The 15,928-nt window shown below is 67.2% G+C and carries 19 protein-coding genes; 3 read left to right on the top strand and 16 right to left on the bottom strand.

Annotated features, from left to right (window positions below; genetic code table 11):
- Positions 1-50: 50 nt before the first annotated feature.
- The 8 genes from rpsG to GGR88_RS00150 form a co-directional block, all read right to left on the bottom strand.
- Positions 51-521 carry a 30S ribosomal protein S7 gene (gene rpsG, locus GGR88_RS00185; protein ID WP_167951777.1) on the bottom strand — a complete coding sequence of 157 codons (471 nt, stop codon included), beginning with the start codon at positions 519-521 and terminating at the stop codon, positions 51-53.
- Positions 522-569: 48 nt separating this feature from the next.
- The gene (gene rpsL / locus GGR88_RS00180) at positions 570-941 is read right to left on the bottom strand and encodes a 30S ribosomal protein S12 (RefSeq protein WP_167951767.1); all 372 of its coding nucleotides are present in this window, start codon (positions 939-941) and stop codon (positions 570-572) included.
- A gap of 349 nt (positions 942-1,290) precedes the next feature.
- Entirely contained in the window at positions 1,291-1,560 is a 270-nt protein-coding gene (locus tag GGR88_RS00175; protein ID WP_167951765.1) for a hypothetical protein, read from the bottom strand.
- Between the two features lie 60 nt (positions 1,561-1,620).
- Entirely contained in the window at positions 1,621-2,904 is a 1,284-nt protein-coding gene (locus GGR88_RS00170) for a dicarboxylate/amino acid:cation symporter (RefSeq protein ID WP_425338455.1), read from the bottom strand.
- Between the two features lie 118 nt (positions 2,905-3,022).
- Positions 3,023-3,370 carry a DUF3140 domain-containing protein gene (locus tag GGR88_RS00165; RefSeq protein WP_167951761.1) on the bottom strand — a complete coding sequence of 116 codons (348 nt, stop codon included), beginning with the start codon at positions 3,368-3,370 and terminating at the stop codon, positions 3,023-3,025.
- A 37-nt stretch (positions 3,371-3,407) separates the two neighbouring features.
- Positions 3,408-4,010, bottom strand: a complete 603-nt coding sequence (locus tag GGR88_RS00160; protein WP_167951759.1) for a phosphatase PAP2 family protein — start codon at positions 4,008-4,010, stop codon at positions 3,408-3,410.
- Positions 4,010-5,422 (bottom strand): dihydrolipoyl dehydrogenase, encoded by a 1,413-nt coding sequence (gene lpdA, locus GGR88_RS00155; protein ID WP_167951756.1) that lies wholly within the window; start codon positions 5,420-5,422, stop codon positions 4,010-4,012. Before lpdA ends, GGR88_RS00160 begins: the two co-directional genes overlap by 1 nt.
- 70 nt (positions 5,423-5,492) lie before the next feature.
- Positions 5,493-6,896 carry a pyruvate dehydrogenase complex dihydrolipoamide acetyltransferase gene (locus GGR88_RS00150; RefSeq protein ID WP_167951754.1) on the bottom strand — a complete coding sequence of 468 codons (1,404 nt, stop codon included), beginning with the start codon at positions 6,894-6,896 and terminating at the stop codon, positions 5,493-5,495.
- Between the two features lie 198 nt (positions 6,897-7,094).
- Here GGR88_RS00150 and GGR88_RS00145 point away from each other — a divergent pair, with 198 nt between their 5' ends.
- Positions 7,095-7,550 (top strand): universal stress protein, encoded by a 456-nt coding sequence (locus GGR88_RS00145; RefSeq protein WP_167951752.1) that lies wholly within the window; start codon positions 7,095-7,097, stop codon positions 7,548-7,550.
- 8 nt (positions 7,551-7,558) lie between these two features.
- Here GGR88_RS00145 and GGR88_RS00140 read toward each other — a convergent pair whose 3' ends face one another.
- From GGR88_RS00140 to GGR88_RS00115, 6 genes are all read right to left on the bottom strand, one after another.
- Complete coding sequence (locus GGR88_RS00140) at positions 7,559-8,044, bottom strand: GAF domain-containing protein (protein WP_167951749.1); 486 nt, start codon at positions 8,042-8,044, stop codon at positions 7,559-7,561.
- A gap of 273 nt (positions 8,045-8,317) precedes the next feature.
- Complete coding sequence (locus tag GGR88_RS00135; RefSeq protein WP_167951747.1) at positions 8,318-9,208, bottom strand: alpha/beta fold hydrolase; 891 nt, start codon at positions 9,206-9,208, stop codon at positions 8,318-8,320.
- Positions 9,209-9,333: 125 nt separating this feature from the next.
- Positions 9,334-9,747: an alternative ribosome rescue aminoacyl-tRNA hydrolase ArfB gene (gene arfB / locus GGR88_RS00130; protein WP_167951745.1), complete on the bottom strand. Its 414-nt coding sequence runs from the start codon at positions 9,745-9,747 to the stop codon at positions 9,334-9,336.
- Complete coding sequence (locus tag GGR88_RS00125) at positions 9,734-10,402, bottom strand: RluA family pseudouridine synthase (protein ID WP_167951743.1); 669 nt, start codon at positions 10,400-10,402, stop codon at positions 9,734-9,736. Before GGR88_RS00125 ends, arfB begins: the two co-directional genes overlap by 14 nt.
- A gap of 114 nt (positions 10,403-10,516) precedes the next feature.
- Positions 10,517-11,119, bottom strand: coding sequence for an NAD(P)H:quinone oxidoreductase (gene wrbA, locus GGR88_RS00120; RefSeq protein ID WP_167951740.1), 603 nt, complete (start codon positions 11,117-11,119; stop codon positions 10,517-10,519).
- A 19-nt stretch (positions 11,120-11,138) separates the two neighbouring features.
- Positions 11,139-11,849, bottom strand: a complete 711-nt coding sequence (locus GGR88_RS00115; protein ID WP_167951738.1) for a pirin family protein — start codon at positions 11,847-11,849, stop codon at positions 11,139-11,141.
- Between the two features lie 94 nt (positions 11,850-11,943).
- Between GGR88_RS00115 and GGR88_RS00110 the strand changes: the two genes are divergently transcribed.
- Together GGR88_RS00110 and ctrA are read left to right on the top strand one after the other, a co-directional pair.
- Positions 11,944-12,840: a LysR family transcriptional regulator gene (locus tag GGR88_RS00110; RefSeq protein WP_245196395.1), complete on the top strand. Its 897-nt coding sequence runs from the start codon at positions 11,944-11,946 to the stop codon at positions 12,838-12,840.
- 129 nt (positions 12,841-12,969) lie between these two features.
- Positions 12,970-13,671, top strand: a complete 702-nt coding sequence (gene ctrA / locus GGR88_RS00105; protein WP_167951734.1) for a response regulator transcription factor CtrA — start codon at positions 12,970-12,972, stop codon at positions 13,669-13,671.
- A gap of 176 nt (positions 13,672-13,847) precedes the next feature.
- On the opposite strand, the gene GGR88_RS00100 is transcribed toward ctrA, so the two are convergent.
- Both GGR88_RS00100 and GGR88_RS00095 read right to left on the bottom strand, forming a co-directional pair.
- A complete protein-coding gene (locus GGR88_RS00100) occupies positions 13,848-14,588 on the bottom strand; it encodes an arginyltransferase (RefSeq protein WP_167951732.1) in 741 nt (246 codons plus the stop codon).
- An 81-nt stretch (positions 14,589-14,669) separates the two neighbouring features.
- The gene (locus GGR88_RS00095; protein ID WP_167951730.1) at positions 14,670-15,917 is read right to left on the bottom strand and encodes a threonine ammonia-lyase; all 1,248 of its coding nucleotides are present in this window, start codon (positions 15,915-15,917) and stop codon (positions 14,670-14,672) included.
- Positions 15,918-15,928 lie beyond the last annotated feature (11 nt).

Below are 15,928 nucleotides of genomic sequence, written 5' to 3'. Positions count from 1 at the left end.
GGGCGAACGGTGAATGGAGAAGCGCCGAAGCGCCTCTCCCGATATAGGAACTACCAGCGATAATGCGAGAAGGCGCGGTTGGCTTCCGCCATCCGGTGCGTGTCCTCACGCTTCTTCACCGCGTTGCCGCGATTGTTGGACGCGTCCAACAGCTCGCCCGACAGCCGCGCCGACATCGTGTTCTCGCCGCGCGAGCGCGCCGCGGAGATCAGCCAGCGGATCGCCAGCGCCTGCGCACGCTCGGGACGGACCTCGACCGGGACCTGGTAGGTCGCACCGCCGACGCGGCGGCTGCGGACCTCGATACCCGGCTTGATGTTGTTCAGCGCGTCGTGGAACACGCCGATCGGGTCCTTCTTGGCACGCTGCTCGACCGTTTCGAGCGCCGTGTAGACGATGCCCTCTGCGACGGCCTTCTTACCGTCGAGCATGATGTTGTTCATGAACTTGGACAGAACCTCATCCCCGAACCGGGGATCAGGCAGGATTTCCCGCTTTTCGGGACGACGACGACGAGCCATCTGATCTTCCTTCTAAACTTCAGCCTTTGTGACCGACAGGCGGCCGGCTTACTTCGGACGCTTTGCGCCGTACTTGGAACGGGACTGCTTGCGGTCCTTGACACCCTGCGTGTCGAGCACGCCGCGAAGCACGTGGTAGCGCACACCGGGCAAGTCGCGCACGCGGCCGCCACGGATGAGGACGGAGCTGTGCTCCTGCAGGTTGTGCCCCTCGCCCGGAATGTAGCTGATGACCTCGCGGCTGTTCACCAGGCGGACCTTGGCCACCTTGCGCAGCGCCGAGTTCGGCTTCTTCGGGGTCGTGGTGTACACGCGGGTGCAGACACCGCGCTTCTGCGGGTTCGCTTCCATGGCCGGAACCTTGGAGCGTTCCTTCTGCGGCGTGCGGCCCTTGCGGACCAGCTGGTTGATCGTCGGCATGAAGCCCTTCACCTTGTGACTAGACGGTTACTTTGCTGGAGCCCGAGTAATTCAACGCAAAAGAGCCCGGCGGCCTTCCGGCCCACCCTGGCCCTTGATCGCATCCAGCAATGCTCAAGCTGTCCGGACCCGTTGGGGTCATGGACGCAGCGGCCTATAACCGCACCTGCCCAGTGGGTCAACGCCGGCCCTGATGCGACGCCGAGGGGGCGGGCAGGATCGTGAGAAGCGGCTTGGCGGGCGTTGCGCAGCAGAGCCGATGCTCTATGCCCGGTCGGAACGCGACCGGCGATCGCGGTCGCGACGGAGGTGTCGGGCACCGCGTGAGACGCGGTGCCCGCAACAGTTCTTAGAGGGCGTTGGTCGTGGCGTTGGTCGCCGAATCGATGCCGTTCGCCGTGCTGTTGAGCGCGCCGTCGAGCACCGGCTCGTTGGCGTTCTCGAGGGCGTCGGCCTGGTTCTCGATCGCCTCGGCCTGAACCTCGTTCGAGGTGTTGTCGGCCAGATCCTCAAGGTTGTCGGTGTAGTTGTCCGACGCCGCTTCCTGCGGGCTGCTGTTGCAGGCCGAAAGCGACAGAGCGGACACGGCCACCAGGCTCGCCATCACAAAGGTCTTCATCAGTACGTCTCCCTGCTTCGAGGCCACATCGGCCCCCTTCTTTCGAAGTTCTCGGCCGCGTCAGCGTGCGACGGCGGCCACCTCATGCCTTGCATAAGCGCTTTCGTCGAGAATGCCCTCTCGTTTCGCGACCACCGTCGGCACAAGCGCCTGGCCAGCGACGTTCACCGCCGTTCGGCCCATGTCGATGATCGGATCGATCGCCAACAACAAACCCGCGCCTTCCAGGGGCAAACCGAGCGTTGTGAGTGTCAACGTGAGCATCACCACCGCGCCCGTCAGGCCGGCGGTCGCCGCCGACCCGATCACCGACACGAACAGGATCAGCGCGTAATCCGCCGCATGCAGCGGAACCGCATAGAACTGCGCCACGAACAGGGCGGCGATCGCCGGGTAGATCGCGGCGCACCCGTCCATCTTGGTCGTCGCGGCAAGCGGCACGGCAAAGGCTGCGTAAGGCCGCGGCACACCCAGCGCCTGCTCCACCACCTGCTCCGTCACAGGCAGCGTGCCGATCGACGAGCGCGAGACGAAACCGAGCTGGATCGCCGGCCACGCTCCTCTGAAGAAGCGGATCGGATCGAGCCCGTTGATCAGCAGCACCGCTGGGTAGACCACGAACAGCACGATGGCCAAACCGAGGTACACGGCCGCAGCGAACCAGCCGAGCGACGCCAGCGAGTCCCAGCCGTAAGCCGCGACCGCCGTGCCGAACAGGCCGGCGCTGCCGATCGGCGTCAGCCGGATCACCCACCACAGCACCTTGCGCGTGATCGCAAGCGCGGATCGGACGAACTGAAGAAATGGAGCGGCCGCCTCGCCGACCCGCAAAGCCGCCACGCCGATAACGATCGACAGAATGACGATCTGAAGCACGTTGAACGACAGGCTGGTTGTCGCTGCGCCCCCGTCGAAAAGCCGGGTCCCCGCCTCCAATCCCAGATAGTTGACGGGAAGCAGCCCTTTCAGGAAATCGAGCCACGACCCCACGGAACGCGGCGCCTCGGCCGCGCTCGCGTCGACGCCGGCACGCAGACCGGGCTCCAGCGCCAAACCGAGGATGATCCCGATGGTCACGGCGATCGCGGCAGTGAGCGCAAACCAGACCAGCGTCTGCACAACCAGCCGCCGGGCATTGCCCAACTCGGCGAGGTTCGCGATCGACGCGACGATCGCCGTAAACACCAGCGGCGGCACCAGCACGCGCAGCAGCTGGACAAAGCTCGAACCAACAAGAGCCAGCAAATCCGCCAGGGCATTGGGCGACCCGTCGAGATCGGGCCCGAGCGAGCGCGCTACGAGCCCAAGAGCAAGCCCTGCCGCCATGCCGGCCAGCACCTGCATGCCGAACCCGCTAAAAAAGGATCTGGTGCGCGCTGCCATCAGGCGCTCAAGTGGAGGCATGCGAGCGGCACGCCAACAAAGACTGAGTTTGCAGGGCTAAAGTCTGGCTGTTGCGCCGTCATTTGAGGGGATCGTGCCCCCAATTCATTAGCGAGTAGCGCCAGGCGCTGTGGTCCTTGTCATCCTTCGGGCCACCTTGCGCTTTGTGACGGGCCACATAGGCGCCGACCTTCTTCATATGAGCGTAATCAGCATCTGTGAGATCCGCCTTCTTCTTGCGCTTGATCTCCACGATGCGGGCGCCTGCCTTGTGTCCGACGCTCTCACCCGAGCCGTGACCATCATCGCCTTTCCAACCGACGGCCTTGCTGTCGTCGCTGTCGAGCCACTTCTCCAGCTCTGCGGGAGCCATGTTGACCGCCTGATCGAAGTTCTTGGCAATCTCGGCCTTTTCGTCGTCGTTCATCGTGTCGCACCTCCGCCACCTTAAAACGATCATCTCCTCAGCGAGTGCCACGAGCCATCGGCACACAACGCGATGCGATGATGATCCAGATCACGGCGCTTGAGAAACCGGCCATCACATCGCTCGGCCAGTGAACACCGAGGGCTATCCTGCTGGCTCCCACGAGAACGGCAGCAAACACCGCGACGATCAGCGCGGTGACCCGGAAGCGGAAGGGAGCGAGAAGCGCTAGGCTGCCGAAAAGCACGGCCGCGCCTGCGGCATGCCCGCTTGGAAAGCTCGTGCCGTGGATCTGTTCGACGCTTGGGAGAAGGTCGGGCCGGGCACGTCCGACGAGCAGCTTCAGGCCCTCGTTGAACACCGCCCCGCCTGCCACTGCAAGGATCAGGAAAAGCGACTTTCGCCAATGTCCTGCGACCAGCAGAGCCGCCGCGACGACGGCCGCGACCGCGAGCCGCACGATCGTGTCTCCCACCCGCGTGATCGTCGAGGCGATCGCAGGCGGGATCAGGGCGGCTGCTTCAAGCAGGACCTCTGTGTCGAGACGGATCAGCCAACCGGCTTTGATCGCGACCCAGAGGCCTGCGATGATCGATGCGGAGACGCCCGCCGCGACGAGGTCGCCGGGCGGGCGGCGCATCAGAAGTGGAGCGCTCGACCGTAAGCGGACAGGACGCTCTCGTGCATCATCTCGCTCAGCGTTGGGTGCGCGAAGACCGTCTCCATCAGTTCGGCCTCCGTCGTCTCCATCGTCCGCGCGACGACGTAACCCTGGATGAGCTCGGTCACCTCGGCCCCGACCATGTGAGCGCCGAGCAGTTCGCCTGTTTTCGCGTCGAAGACGGTCTTGATGAAGCCCTCCGCCTCGCCGAGGGCGATCGCCTTGCCGTTGCCGATGAAGGGGAACTTGCCGACCTTCAGCGCGTAACCGGCCTCCTTCGCCTTTGCCTCGGTCAGGCCGACCGACGCGACCTGGGGGCGGGAGTAGGTGCAGCCCGGGATGTTGGCCTTGTTCATCGGATGCGGGTGGACATCCTTGTTTCCGCGCGCCTGGGCGATCGCCTCGGCGGCGATCACGCCTTCGTGGCTTGCCTTGTGGGCGAGCCATGGAGCGCCGGTGACGTCGCCGATTGCCCAGACGCCCTCAACCCCGGTGCGGCCAAAGCCGTCCGTTTTGATGTGGCCCTTCTCGGTCTGGACGCCGAGCTCCTCCAGCCCGATGTTTTCCGTGTTGGGCACGATGCCGATGGCGACGATGACATGGCTGTACTCGGCCGTCTCGGTCTTTCCGTCGGCGGTCTTTAGGGCCGCGTTGACACCTCCGGCGGTGGTTTCGAGCTTCTCGATGCTCGCCTTGGTGAGGAGCTTGATCCCCTGCTTTGTCAAAGCCTTGGCCATGAAGTCGCTGACCTCCGCATCCTCGACGGGGAGGATGCGGTCGAGCATCTCGACGATGGTGACGTCTGCCCCCATGTCGTTGTAAAAGCTTGCGAATTCCACGCCGATCGCGCCGGAGCCGATGACCAGGAGCTTGGACGGCATCTCCTTTGGCACCATCGCGTCGCGGTAGGTCCAGATGCGCTGCCCGTCCGCCTTGGCGAAGGGAAGGTCGCGGGCGCGCGCGCCGGTCGCGATGATGATGTCGCGCGCCTGCAGTTCCACCGTCTGGTCGCCCTGCTTGACCGACAGCTTGCCCTTGCCGGCGAGCGTGCCGACGCCCTCCACCACCGTGATCTTGTTCTTCTTCATCAGGCCCTTCACGCCTGCGTTCAGCTGGCCGGCGACCTTGCGGCTGCGGTCCACGACCTTGGCGAGATCGAAGGAGGGTTTCTCCACGCTGAGGCCATAGGCGTCGGCATGGGTGATATAGTGGTAGATCTCCGACGTGCGGAGCAGCGCCTTGGTCGGAATGCAGCCCCAGTTGAGACAGATGCCGCCCAATCGCTCGCGCTCCACGATCGCGGTCTTGAGGCCGAGCTGCGCGGCGCGGATGGCCGCGACATAGCCGCCGGGGCCGGAGCCGAGGACGACGAGATCGTAGGTGTCAGGCATTTGCAGCAGGCTCCAGTCGCGCGGTGCGGCCGGGGCACCGTGCGGCGCCCCGACGGTCACAATCGAAAATTCAGGCCACCATCCCCAGCGGGCTTTCGACCAGTTCCTTGAACAGCTTCATCAGCTCCGCCCCGTCGGCGCCGTCGATCGCGCGGTGGTCGAAGCTGCCGGTGGCGGACATCACCGTTGCGACGCCAAGCGCGCCGTCGATCACCGCCGGGCGCTGCTCTCCCGCGCCGACCGCCAGGATCATGCCCTGCGGCGGGTTGATGACGGCGTCGAACTGCGTGATGCCGAACATGCCCATGTTGGACAGGCTGGCGGTGCCGCCCTGGTATTCCTCCGGCTTCAGCTTGCCGTCCTTGGCGCGGCCGGCGAGCTCCTTCATCTGCGTCGAGATCTTCGACACGGAGATGTTGGCGGCGTCGCGGATGATCGGCGTGATGAGGCCGGTCGGCGTCGACACGGCCACGGAGATATCGGCCCGGCCGTACTTGATGAGCTTGTCGCCCGTGAAGGTGACGTTGCACTTGGGCGTGGCCTCCAGCGCGACGGCCAGCGCCTTGATGAGAAGGTCGTTCACCGACAGCTTCACGCCGCGGCTCGTCAACCCCTTGTTGAGGTCGCCGCGCAGCTTCAGCAGCGCGTCCAGGCGGACGTCCACCGTCAGGTAGATGTGCGGCACCGTCTGCTTCGATTCGGTCAGGCGACGCGCGATCGTCTTCCGGATGTTGGAGAGCTTCTCCTCCTCGTGCGGGATGCTGTCGTCGTACCAGACCGCCTTGGTCTCGGTGGTCGGCGCGACGCCGCCGGCCGGAGTCGCCGGCGTCGGGGCAGCCTGGCCAGCCGCGGCGCCGGCCTTTTCGGCCGGAGCGGACGCGGGGGCGGGCGCAGCGTCCGCTTTCGCATTCTCGATGTCCGCCTTGACGATGCGGCCGCCGGGGCCTGAGCCCTGGACGCCACCAAGCTCGATCCCCTTGTCGGCGGCGATGCGGCGCGCCAGCGGGCTGGCCTTCACGCGGTCGCCCGCGGTGCCCGACGACGCGGTGGGCGCCGAGGCCGGCCGGGCCGTGTTCGATCCAGTGGCGCTGTCGAGATCGGTCGAGCCGGGCTTGGGATCATCCTTCGGGCTGGCCCCGTAACCCTTCTCCTCGACCGCCGGTGCGGTGGAGCCGGTCGGGGCGGGAGTGGCCGTCGGCGCGGGAGCGGAGGCGGCGGCCGAAGCATCCTCGCCCTCGCCCGCGATCAGCGCGATCACCGCGCCGACCTTCACGCCGTCCGTTCCCTCCGGCACCATGATCTTCGCCACCGTGCCCTCGTCGACGGCCTCGAACTCCATGGTGGCCTTGTCGGTCTCGATCTCGGCCAGGAGGTCGCCCGACTTCACGCTGTCACCTTCCTTGACCAGCCACTTGGCAAGCGTGCCCTCCTCCATGGTCGGAGACAGCGCCGGCATCTTGAGCTCGATCGGCATCGGGGAAACGTCCTCTTGCAAGTCTGGGCGGGCCACCGTGGCGACCCCGGTCGTGGCCTTCGTCTTGTCCAAGCCTGCCGCAGGGTCAAGGCCAAGCCTGACGCCGGACGGGAGAGACAGGGCGCATGGCCGGTGCTTGCGTCGAACGCGGCTGACCGCCACTTGTCTCCCCGGGGGCAACGGAGAAGGGCAGGCGACATGCGCACCTATCTGGTGGTGATCGACGACAGCCCGGAAGGCGACGTGGCGCTGCGCTTTGCCGCGCGGCGGGCGGCGCGCACGGGCGGCGGCATCCAGATCCTGGCGGTCGTCGAGCGCACCGAGTTCGTCGGCCTGGCCGACGTGCAGCAGGTGATGGAGGCCGAGGCCCGCGAACGCGCCGAAGCCAAGGTCGCGATGGCCGCGGGATCGCTGTTCGAGGAAGCCGGCATTCGCCCATCGATCAGCGTGCGATCGGGCGAGGCGACCGCGCTGGTGCGCGAGATGCTGGCGGAAACGGGCGATGTCGCGGCATTGGTGCTGGGCGCATCGGCCACCGGCGCGCCCGGGCCGCTGGTGGCGACCTTCACCGGCGTGGAGGCGGGCAAGCTGCCCTGCCCCGTCATGATCGTGCCGGGCGGATTGAGCGACGAGGCGATCGACCGGCTGAGCTGAGCGCCGCCCTAGCCGGCGACACGCGGGGCGAGCAGCGCCATCAGCGCAACGCAGCCGGCCTCGTCATCGGCATCGAAGCGATCGAGCGTCGGGCTGTCGAGATCAAGAACGCCGAGCAGCCGCCCGCCATGTTCCAGCGGCACCACCAGTTCCGACGCGGAGGCGGCGTCGCAGGCGATGTGCCCCGGAAACGCATGCACATCGGCGATGCGCTGCACCGTTCGGGTGGCGGCGGCGGTGCCGCAGACGCCCTTGCCGAGCGCGATGCGGATGCAGGCGGCCTTGCCCTGGAAGGGGCCGAGCACGAGGTCGCCGTCCACCATCCGGTAGAAGCCGGCCCAGTTGAGGTCGGGAAGCCACTCCATCAGCAGCGCGGAGGCATTGGCCATGTTGGCGACAGCGTCCGGCTCGTCGGCGGTGAGTGCGTCGAGGGCGGACAGCAGATCGCGGTAGAGCGCGGGCTTGTCGGCGGCGGTGATGTCGAACTGGTACATGGGCGGGAGATGGGGGGAGTGTCGGCGGGCGTCCAGTGGGGGTTCAGGCCGGCCCGGAAATGGGTGTGAGATGTTCACCCCCGCACAGGTGCGGACGTCGATATGCGCCGAGGAGCGGACATTCTGCTTCAGCCCAGGGAGCGGGCATCCGCTTACGCCTCGGCGCGGTTCAAAGCTGCAAGGCGCAGCCCGCTCGCAACCGGGACGCAAGACCAAGGTAAGATAAAAAGCCGGTCAGGCCGTGCATATGACCAGCGCCGTTCGTCGGGGGCATCAGGAACGTGGACGCTCTCGAACAGCAGCAACGCCCTGGAGGATGCCTTCGACCACAAAAGCAGGAGCTTCATGCGGCAGGCCGTGGCCTGCCCGATCCGCGACATTCTGGCGCGCGTTGGTCGAGAGCGAGAGGAACTGGCGCTGCATCCGCTGCGTGGCATCTTCCAGCCTGACGGCGATCGGTTCCGACAGCCCGGGCACCATGCGGAAGCGCGGACTATGCGTCAGCACGATCACCGGCTTGTTGCCCAGCGAGGTCAGCTGGCGGGCCTGCACCGCGCTTGCATGCATATCGAGCCGCTCCTCGTTCTTGCCGGGGTCCGTCTGCATCGCGACCAGGAACGATCGTGCTTCGGTGATCGCCGGTTCTTCGCCCGGCGCGGATGGGGGCAGAAGCGCAAGCCAGGTCGAAAACTGATCGGGATGCGTGGTGGACACCAGCACCAACCCGGCCGTGTCAGCCGGATATCGCGCCGCGAACACCTGGGCATGCAGTCCGCCCACCGAATGGCCGACAAGAAGGTAAGGGCCCGTCACCCCTGCCGTTCCCAACGCGGCATGCAGGTCGCGGGCGGCATCAAGACTCGAGCGCGGACCAGGCGCCGCCGGATCGCTCCGCCCCAGGCCTGCCCGATCATACAGGCAGACGCGGGTTACCGGCTCGACCTGCGCCGCGATTGCCCGCCATCCCGCGTCTTCGACCGGGGCTGTTCCCATTCCGGCATCGATCACCACCGCCGGCCCGCCTGCACCCCCGCACGACAGCCGGATGGAGCGCCCACCGACATCGAAGCGCCCATCGATGGGCCACTCCGTGGACGCAGCCATCGAGCCGGATGCGCCGATGGCGATGCAAGACAACAGCGTTGCAATGGAGAGGGCACGCATCGGACGCTCCTGTCTGTGACTGACGGTATAGGCTGGCTCGCGGACGGATCACAGCGTCTGCAGCAAGGCTGGAACCCATCGCAGGCTTCCGGTCCGCTTCCCACCAGGAGCGGACATCTACGGCGCTATTCGTCGCGGATACGCCCACGGCCCTTCTTCACGGCCGAGCGGATCGCCTTGCCGGCGAGGCGTTCCTGCTTGCCGACCCGGTTGAGGCGGGACTTGGCTCGGGGGGCAGGCGCGTCGTGGGCCTGGGCGAGCAGCTCGGCAAGCCGGGTGCGGGCGTCCTGGCGGTTGGCTTCGCGCGTGCGGTGGGTGCGGGCGGTGAGCACGATCTCGCCCTCCCCGGTCCAGCGGCTGCCGGCGAGCGTCTTTAGCCGGGCGTAGACGGCGGGCGGCAGGCGGAGCGCGAAGACGTCCAGGCGGATCTGGACAGCGGTCGCGACCTTGTTGACGTTCTGTCCGCCGGGGCCGGATGCAGCGAGGAAACGTTCCTCCAGCGCCGCCTCCGGGATCGACGGCGGATCAGCCGGCGGCATCGGACCCGCTACCCGTGAACCCGGCGGCGGCGAAAGCCGGCGGCAGCGGCGCCTCCGCCGTGATCGCGGGCTTGTTCTCGCGCGGCAGGGTGAGGCCGGCGGCGTGGAGGAGCATGGCAGGGCCCTTGCGCCCATAGACCGGGTCACCGACGATGGGCATGCCGATGCCGGTGGCGGCATGGACGCGGAGCTGGTGGGTGCGGCCGGTTTCCGGGCGGAACTCGACCAGCGCGCGTTGACCGGCGGTGGCGATCACCGACCAGCGGGTGCGGGCGGGCTTGCCCTTTGGGTCCGGCACCATCCGCCAGCCGGCTTCGCGCGTGCTGGTCTTGCCCAGCGGCATGTCGATCAGCCCGGATGCGTCGGCGGGGATCCCCTCGAGCACGGCGAGGTAGCGCTTTTCCGCCAGACCGGCCTCCCAACTCTGCTGGAATCGCTTGTGCGCCTTGGGCGTGCGGGCGAGCAGCAGGCAGCCGGACGTGTCGCGATCGAGGCGGTGAACGGGCTGCGGCCAGCGGCGGAAGCCGAAGGCGAGGCTTTCGAGGTGGTTCTCCACCGACAGCGATCCGTCGCGTGGGCGGTCCACTGGGAGCCCGGCGGGCTTGTCGACCACCAGGGCCTCGGCATCGATGAAGAGGACGCGGTCGGAGAGCATCCCGGGGCTGTGGCACCGATGACGGGTGGTGCCAAGCGCGGGCCGGCGATCGAGAGCTGGAGGGGTGCCCGCCCGGATCAGGAGGGGGATCAATCCGGGCGGGCGGTGTCGGCCTCAGCCGAACAGCTTGGCGGCGACCTGCGCGATCTTGCCGCCCTGATAGCGGGCGCCGGCGAGTTCCTTCTCGCTCGGCTGGCGGCTGCCGTCGCCATCGGCGATGGTGGAGGCGCCATAGGGCGTGTTGCCGGCGACCTCGGTGACGCCCTGATGCCCTTCAAAGCCATAGTCGAGCCCGACGATGATCAGGCCGTGGTGAAGAAGGTTGGTGATGGTCGAGAACAGCGTGGTCTCCTGCCCGCCATGCTGGGTGGCGGTGGAGGTGAAGGCGCCGCCAACCTTGCCGACCAGACCGCCCTTGGCCCAGACGCCGCCGGTGGTGTCCCAGAAGGCTGCCATCTGGCTGGGCATGCGGCCATAGCGGGTGGGCGCGCCGACGATGATCGCGTCATAGGCGGTGAGCGCGTCGGGGCTTTCGATTTCAGGATGCGCGGTGTCGGTCTTGAAGTGGGCGGCCTTCACCACCTCGGCCGGGGCCGTCTCCGCGACGCGGCGGATGTCCACCTCGGCGCCGGCGGCGCGTGCACCCTCCGCGACGGCATCGGCCATCTGTTCGATGTGACCGTAGGACGAGTAATAAAGGACGAGGATCTTGGCCATGTCGCGGGGCTCCTGTTCGTTACTGTGAGTCGACAAGGACGATCTCGGCGTCCTCGGTGGCGGTGATGCGAACGTCCCGGCCACCGGAAAGGGCCACGCCGTCGCGGGTGGCGACGGACGCGCCGTCGATGTCGAGCGCGCCGGTGGCCGGCACCAGATAGGCGTGGCGGCCGGCGGCGACGGCATAGTCGAGGCTTTCGCCCGCCTTCAGCGTCGCGCCCATCACGCGGGCATCGGCGCGGATCGGGAGGGCGGCTCCGTCGCCCGCCAGATCCTCCTCAAAGCCGCTGGCGAGGGTGACGAGACGGCCGGAGCGGTCGCCCTTCGGAAACGGGCGCGCGCCCCAATTGGGCTGGCCGCCGGCGGTGCGCGGCAGGATCCAGATCTGGAAGATCGAGGTCTCTTCGTCCTCCAGATTATATTCGGCGTGGGTGACGCCGGATCCCGCGCTCATCACCTGCACGTCGCCGGCACCGGTGCGTCCGCTGTTGCCCATCGAGTCCTTGTGGCTGATCGCGCCCGAGCGGACATAGGTGATGATCTCCATGTCGCGGTGCGGGTGCGGCGGAAAGCCGGAGCGCGGCGCGATGCGGTCGTCGTTCCACACCCGAATCGCGCCCCAGCCCATGCGGGCGGGATCATGATAGTTCGCGAAAGAGAAATGATGCCGGGCGTCGAGCCAGCCGTGATCGGCGTGGCCGAGCGTGTCGAAGCGTCTGATGTCCACCATGTGCCCAACCTCCCGCGGTGCTGCTTGCACCGCCTTGGCCACGGAGATAGGCCCAGGCGATCACGCGTTAAATGGAAACGACGGAAACGCATCGTTGCCGAACCTGCCCGACCTGGAAGCCTGGGCGATCTTCGCCCGCGTGGTGGAGCACCGTTCCTTCACGGCCGCGGCGGCGGCCATGGGGATGTCCAAGGGCACCGTGTCGAAGGCGATCACGCGGCTGGAGGCGCGGCTGTCGGCAGGGCTGTTCCACCGCACGTCGCGCACGCTGACGCTGACGGAAGCCGGGCAGCGCCTGGTGCCGCATGCCGCCCGGATGTTGGCGGAGGCGAGCGCGGCCGAGGAAGCGGCCTGCGAGGAGCAGGACCAGATCGGCGGGCCGATCCGGCTGGCCGCGCCGATGACGTTCGGCATCCAGCATGTCGCGCCGGCCGTGGCCGATTTCATGGCGCTGCATCCGGCCGTGACCGTGAGGCTGGACCTGAGCGATGCGCGCGTCGACCTGATCGCGGAGGGGCATGACGCGGCGCTGCGGATCGGCAACCTGCCCGACAGCAGCCTGATCGCCCGCCGGCTGAAGGGCGTGGCGGTGAAGATCGTCGCGAGCCCCGCCTATCTTGCGGCGGCGGGCACGCCCACCCACCCGACCGACCTGCAGGACCATGACGGGCTCTGCTACGCCAACGCAGAGCGACCGGGCGAATGGCGGCTGCGGAGCCGCGCGGGGGTGGAGGCGATCGGCCGCCCCCGGACGCGCATGACGACCGGCAGCGGCGAAGCGATGCTGCCGGCGCTGCGGGCGGGACTGGGCATCGCCGTCCTGCCCGATTTCATCGTCGATTCGGACCTGACTGCCGGGCGATTGATTGAAGTTATGCCAGACTGGGTTCCGCCTGCGGTATCACTGCACCTGGTGACGCCGCCCGGCCGGCTGCGGCCGGCCAGGATCGGCGCTCTCCTCACCTTTCTCACGCAACGTTTCGGCGGCTAACAGTTCCGAAACGCGGGATTTACGCGTCGTTAACCTTTTACGTTCAGAGACGGCGTGGTTAATGCCTGACATCAGTCAAGGCCGCCTAACTTCCGAGCGGCCAGCGACGTGAACGGGGGTCGAGAATCAATGCGCGTTTTGCTGATCGAGGACGAGCCGACGACCGCCAAGGCGATCGAGCTGATGCTGTCGGGTGAAGGCTTCAACGTCTACACAACCGACCTTGGCGAGGAGGGTTTGGACCTCGGCAAGCTTTATGACTACGACATCATCTGCCTGGACCTGAACCTGCCGGACATGACCGGGTACGACGTGCTGAAGAAGCTTCGCACGTCCAAGGTGCAGACGCCGGTGCTGGTGCTGTCCGGCGAAGGCGCCATGGAATCGAAGATCCGGTCGTTCGGCTTCGGCGCCGACGATTATGTCACAAAGCCCTTCCATCGCGACGAACTGGTGGCGCGCATCCATGCCGTCGTCCGCCGGTCCAAGGGCCACAGCCAGTCGGTGATCCGCACGGGCAAGCTGGCGGTGAACCTGGACGCCAAGACGGTCGAGGTCGAGGGCGCCCGCGTCCACCTGACCGGCAAGGAATATGCGATGCTCGAGCTCCTGTCGCTCCGCAAGGGGACGACGCTGACCAAGGAGATGTTCCTGAACCATCTCTATGGCGGGATGGACGAGCCCGAGCTGAAGATCATCGACGTGTTCATCTGCAAGCTGAGGAAGAAGCTGTCGTCTGCCTGCGGTGGCGACAACTACATCGAGACGGTCTGGGGCCGCGGCTATGTGCTGCGCGATCCCGAGGATGTGAGCGCGCGCGAAGTCGCCTGACCGGCGGCCCGCTTCCCCCCCCCCATAAGCTCCCCTGGACGGGGCCGGAGTGTTCCCCTTGCTCCGGCCCCATTTTCTTGCGCGCCGTTAGACGCTGAGCAAACGCAGCGTTGATGAAAGGCGCCGCGCCGCGACCGGGTCACGACGTTCCTCTGCTCGGACTTTCGCGGGTGGGATCAGGCGTCCGGGTCGAACCGGCGCCATCCGCCGGGAAGCAGCCGCTCGATCGGCTGGAAGCGCGTCTTGTACTGCATGGAGCGCGAGCCAGCGACCCAGTAGCCGAGATAGACATAGGGCAGCCCGGCCTGCAGCGCGCGGGTGATGTGATCGAGGATGATGAGGTTGCCCATGCCGGGGCGCACGGCAACGTCGGGCTCATAGAAGCTGTAGATCATCGACAGGCCGTCGACCTGCCGATCGGTCAGGCAGGCACCAACGAGCCGGCCGGGCCGATCGCCCTCGCCGGGCTCCCGATATTCGATGACATGGGTGTCGACGGGGGTCTGTTCGACCATGTCGGCATAATCCATCGCATCCATATCGGCCATGCCGCCACCGGGATGGCGGGCAGCGAGATAGCGACGCAGCAGCGTGAACTGTTCCGCGGTCGACCAGGGCCGACACACCGAGACATCGAGATCAGCGTGGCGCTTCAGGAGCTTGCGCTGAGTGGCGTTGGGGCGGAAATCCTCCACCACGATGCGGACCGAAACACAGGCCTGACAGTCGGTGCAGCTGGGTCGGTAGGCCACGCTTTGCGAGCGGCGGAAGCCGATGCGGCCGAGCGCGTCGTTCAGCTCCGCCGCATGCGGGCCGGACAGTTCGGTAAAGACCTTCCGTTCCGTCCGCCCGGGCAGATAGGGACAGGGCGCCGGACTGGTGACGAAGAAGCGCGGGAAGCGGAATGGCGCGCTCACCTGACGATCGTTCCTTCCTCACCGCGCTATCGAATCTGACGGCACGCAGAATGCGTAAAACCAATAAGCTTGAACAGCCGCTTAATCCGCGGCCAGAGCCTCCACCGTGTCGACATTGTAGCCGGCATGACGGAGCGCGGCGATCAGCCGGTCGAGATGGTCGCGGTTGCGGGTCTCCACCTCGATTTCGGCAAAAAGACCCTTCGCCGGCAGGCTGGTGAAGACGCGCTGGTGATAGATCTCGACGATGTTGACTTGCAGTGCGTCAAGAATGCCGAGCGCCTTGTAGAGTGCCCCCGGACGGTCGGCGAGCGCGATCTGCAGTCGCGCGAGGCGGCCGGACCGGGCGAGATCGCGCAGCAGGACGTTGGCGAGCAGGCGCGTGTCGATATTGCCGCCGCACAGCACGAGCCCGACCTTCGCACCGGCGAAGCGATCCCTGTGCGCGAGCAGCGCGGCGAGCCCGGCCGCGCCCGCACCCTCCACCACGGTTTTTTCGATCTGGAGCAGCAGGCTGACCGCCTGTTCCAGCTGCCCTTCCCCGACGAGCAGGATCTCATCAACCAGATCGGCGACGAGGCGACGGGTGAGATGCCCGGGCTCCTTCACCGCGATGCCCTCTGCCAGCGAATCGCCTCCGCACGGCAGGTCGACGCCCTTCAACTGCGCGTACATGGACGGGAACAGGGCGGCCTGAACGCCGACCAGCCGGATGTCCGGCCGGATCGCGCGTGCAGCGGTGCCCATGCCCGACAGAAGACCGCCGCCGCCGATCGGCACCACCAGGGTGTCGAGGTCGGGCGCCTCCGCCAGCATCTCCAGTGCGACCGTGCCCTGCCCCGCGATGATCGACGGCTGGTCGAAGGGATGCACGAAGGTGAGCCCGCGCTCCGCCTCCAGCAGGCGGGCATGCGCATAGGCCTGGTCGAAGGTCTCGCCCTCAAGTACCACCGTCGCCTGGTGGCTTTCGGTCTGCATCACCTTCACGATCGGGGTGGAGGTGGGCATGACGATGGTGACCGGAATGCCGAGGCGGTGGCCGTGATAGGCAAGCCCCTGCGCATGGTTGCCGGCGGACGCGGCGATGACGCCCTTTGCCCGCGCGGCCGGATCCATCGTCAGCAGCGTGTTGAGCGCGCCGCGCTCCTTGTAGGCGGCGGTGAACTGGTGGTTCTCGAACTTCAGCCACACCTCCGCGCCGGTCAGCGCCGACAGTGTCTGGCTGCGCAGCGTGGGCGTGCGCACGATCTGCCCGTGGAGGCGCGCGGCGGCGGCGCGGATGTCGTCGATGGTGACGATGTCGTCGGCGGGCTGAAGCTGGGTGGCCATCCCCACCCGCT

Source organism: Sphingomonas jejuensis (assembly GCF_011927695.1).
GTDB lineage: Bacteria > Pseudomonadota > Alphaproteobacteria > Sphingomonadales > Sphingomonadaceae > Sphingomonas_K > Sphingomonas_K jejuensis.
This window is presented reverse-complemented; position numbering and strand designations above follow the sequence as displayed.

Bases quoted from the DNA above. Each gene is read 5' to 3' on its own strand.
- rpsG (WP_167951777.1), bottom strand. From the start codon at position 521: ATGGCTCGTCGTCGTCGTCCCGAAAAGCGGGAAATCCTGCCTGATCCC.
- rpsL (WP_167951767.1), bottom strand. From the start codon at position 941: ATGCCGACGATCAACCAGCTGGTCCGCAAGGGCCGCACGCCGCAGAAG.
- GGR88_RS00175 (WP_167951765.1), bottom strand. From the start codon at position 1,560: ATGAAGACCTTTGTGATGGCGAGCCTGGTGGCCGTGTCCGCTCTGTCG.
- GGR88_RS00170 (WP_425338455.1), bottom strand. From the start codon at position 2,904: ATGCAGGTGCTGGCCGGCATGGCGGCAGGGCTTGCTCTTGGGCTCGTA.
- GGR88_RS00165 (WP_167951761.1), bottom strand. From the start codon at position 3,370: ATGAACGACGACGAAAAGGCCGAGATTGCCAAGAACTTCGATCAGGCG.
- GGR88_RS00160 (WP_167951759.1), bottom strand. From the start codon at position 4,010: ATGCGCCGCCCGCCCGGCGACCTCGTCGCGGCGGGCGTCTCCGCATCG.
- lpdA (WP_167951756.1), bottom strand. From the start codon at position 5,422: ATGCCTGACACCTACGATCTCGTCGTCCTCGGCTCCGGCCCCGGCGGC.
- GGR88_RS00150 (WP_167951754.1), bottom strand. From the start codon at position 6,896: ATGCCGATCGAGCTCAAGATGCCGGCGCTGTCTCCGACCATGGAGGAG.
- GGR88_RS00145 (WP_167951752.1), top strand. From the start codon at position 7,095: ATGCGCACCTATCTGGTGGTGATCGACGACAGCCCGGAAGGCGACGTG.
- GGR88_RS00140 (WP_167951749.1), bottom strand. From the start codon at position 8,044: ATGTACCAGTTCGACATCACCGCCGCCGACAAGCCCGCGCTCTACCGC.
- GGR88_RS00135 (WP_167951747.1), bottom strand. From the start codon at position 9,208: ATGCGTGCCCTCTCCATTGCAACGCTGTTGTCTTGCATCGCCATCGGC.
- arfB (WP_167951745.1), bottom strand. From the start codon at position 9,747: ATGCCGCCGGCTGATCCGCCGTCGATCCCGGAGGCGGCGCTGGAGGAA.
- GGR88_RS00125 (WP_167951743.1), bottom strand. From the start codon at position 10,402: ATGCTCTCCGACCGCGTCCTCTTCATCGATGCCGAGGCCCTGGTGGTC.
- wrbA (WP_167951740.1), bottom strand. From the start codon at position 11,119: ATGGCCAAGATCCTCGTCCTTTATTACTCGTCCTACGGTCACATCGAA.
- GGR88_RS00115 (WP_167951738.1), bottom strand. From the start codon at position 11,849: ATGGTGGACATCAGACGCTTCGACACGCTCGGCCACGCCGATCACGGC.
- ctrA (WP_167951734.1), top strand. From the start codon at position 12,970: ATGCGCGTTTTGCTGATCGAGGACGAGCCGACGACCGCCAAGGCGATC.
- GGR88_RS00095 (WP_167951730.1), bottom strand. From the start codon at position 15,917: ATGGCCACCCAGCTTCAGCCCGCCGACGACATCGTCACCATCGACGAC.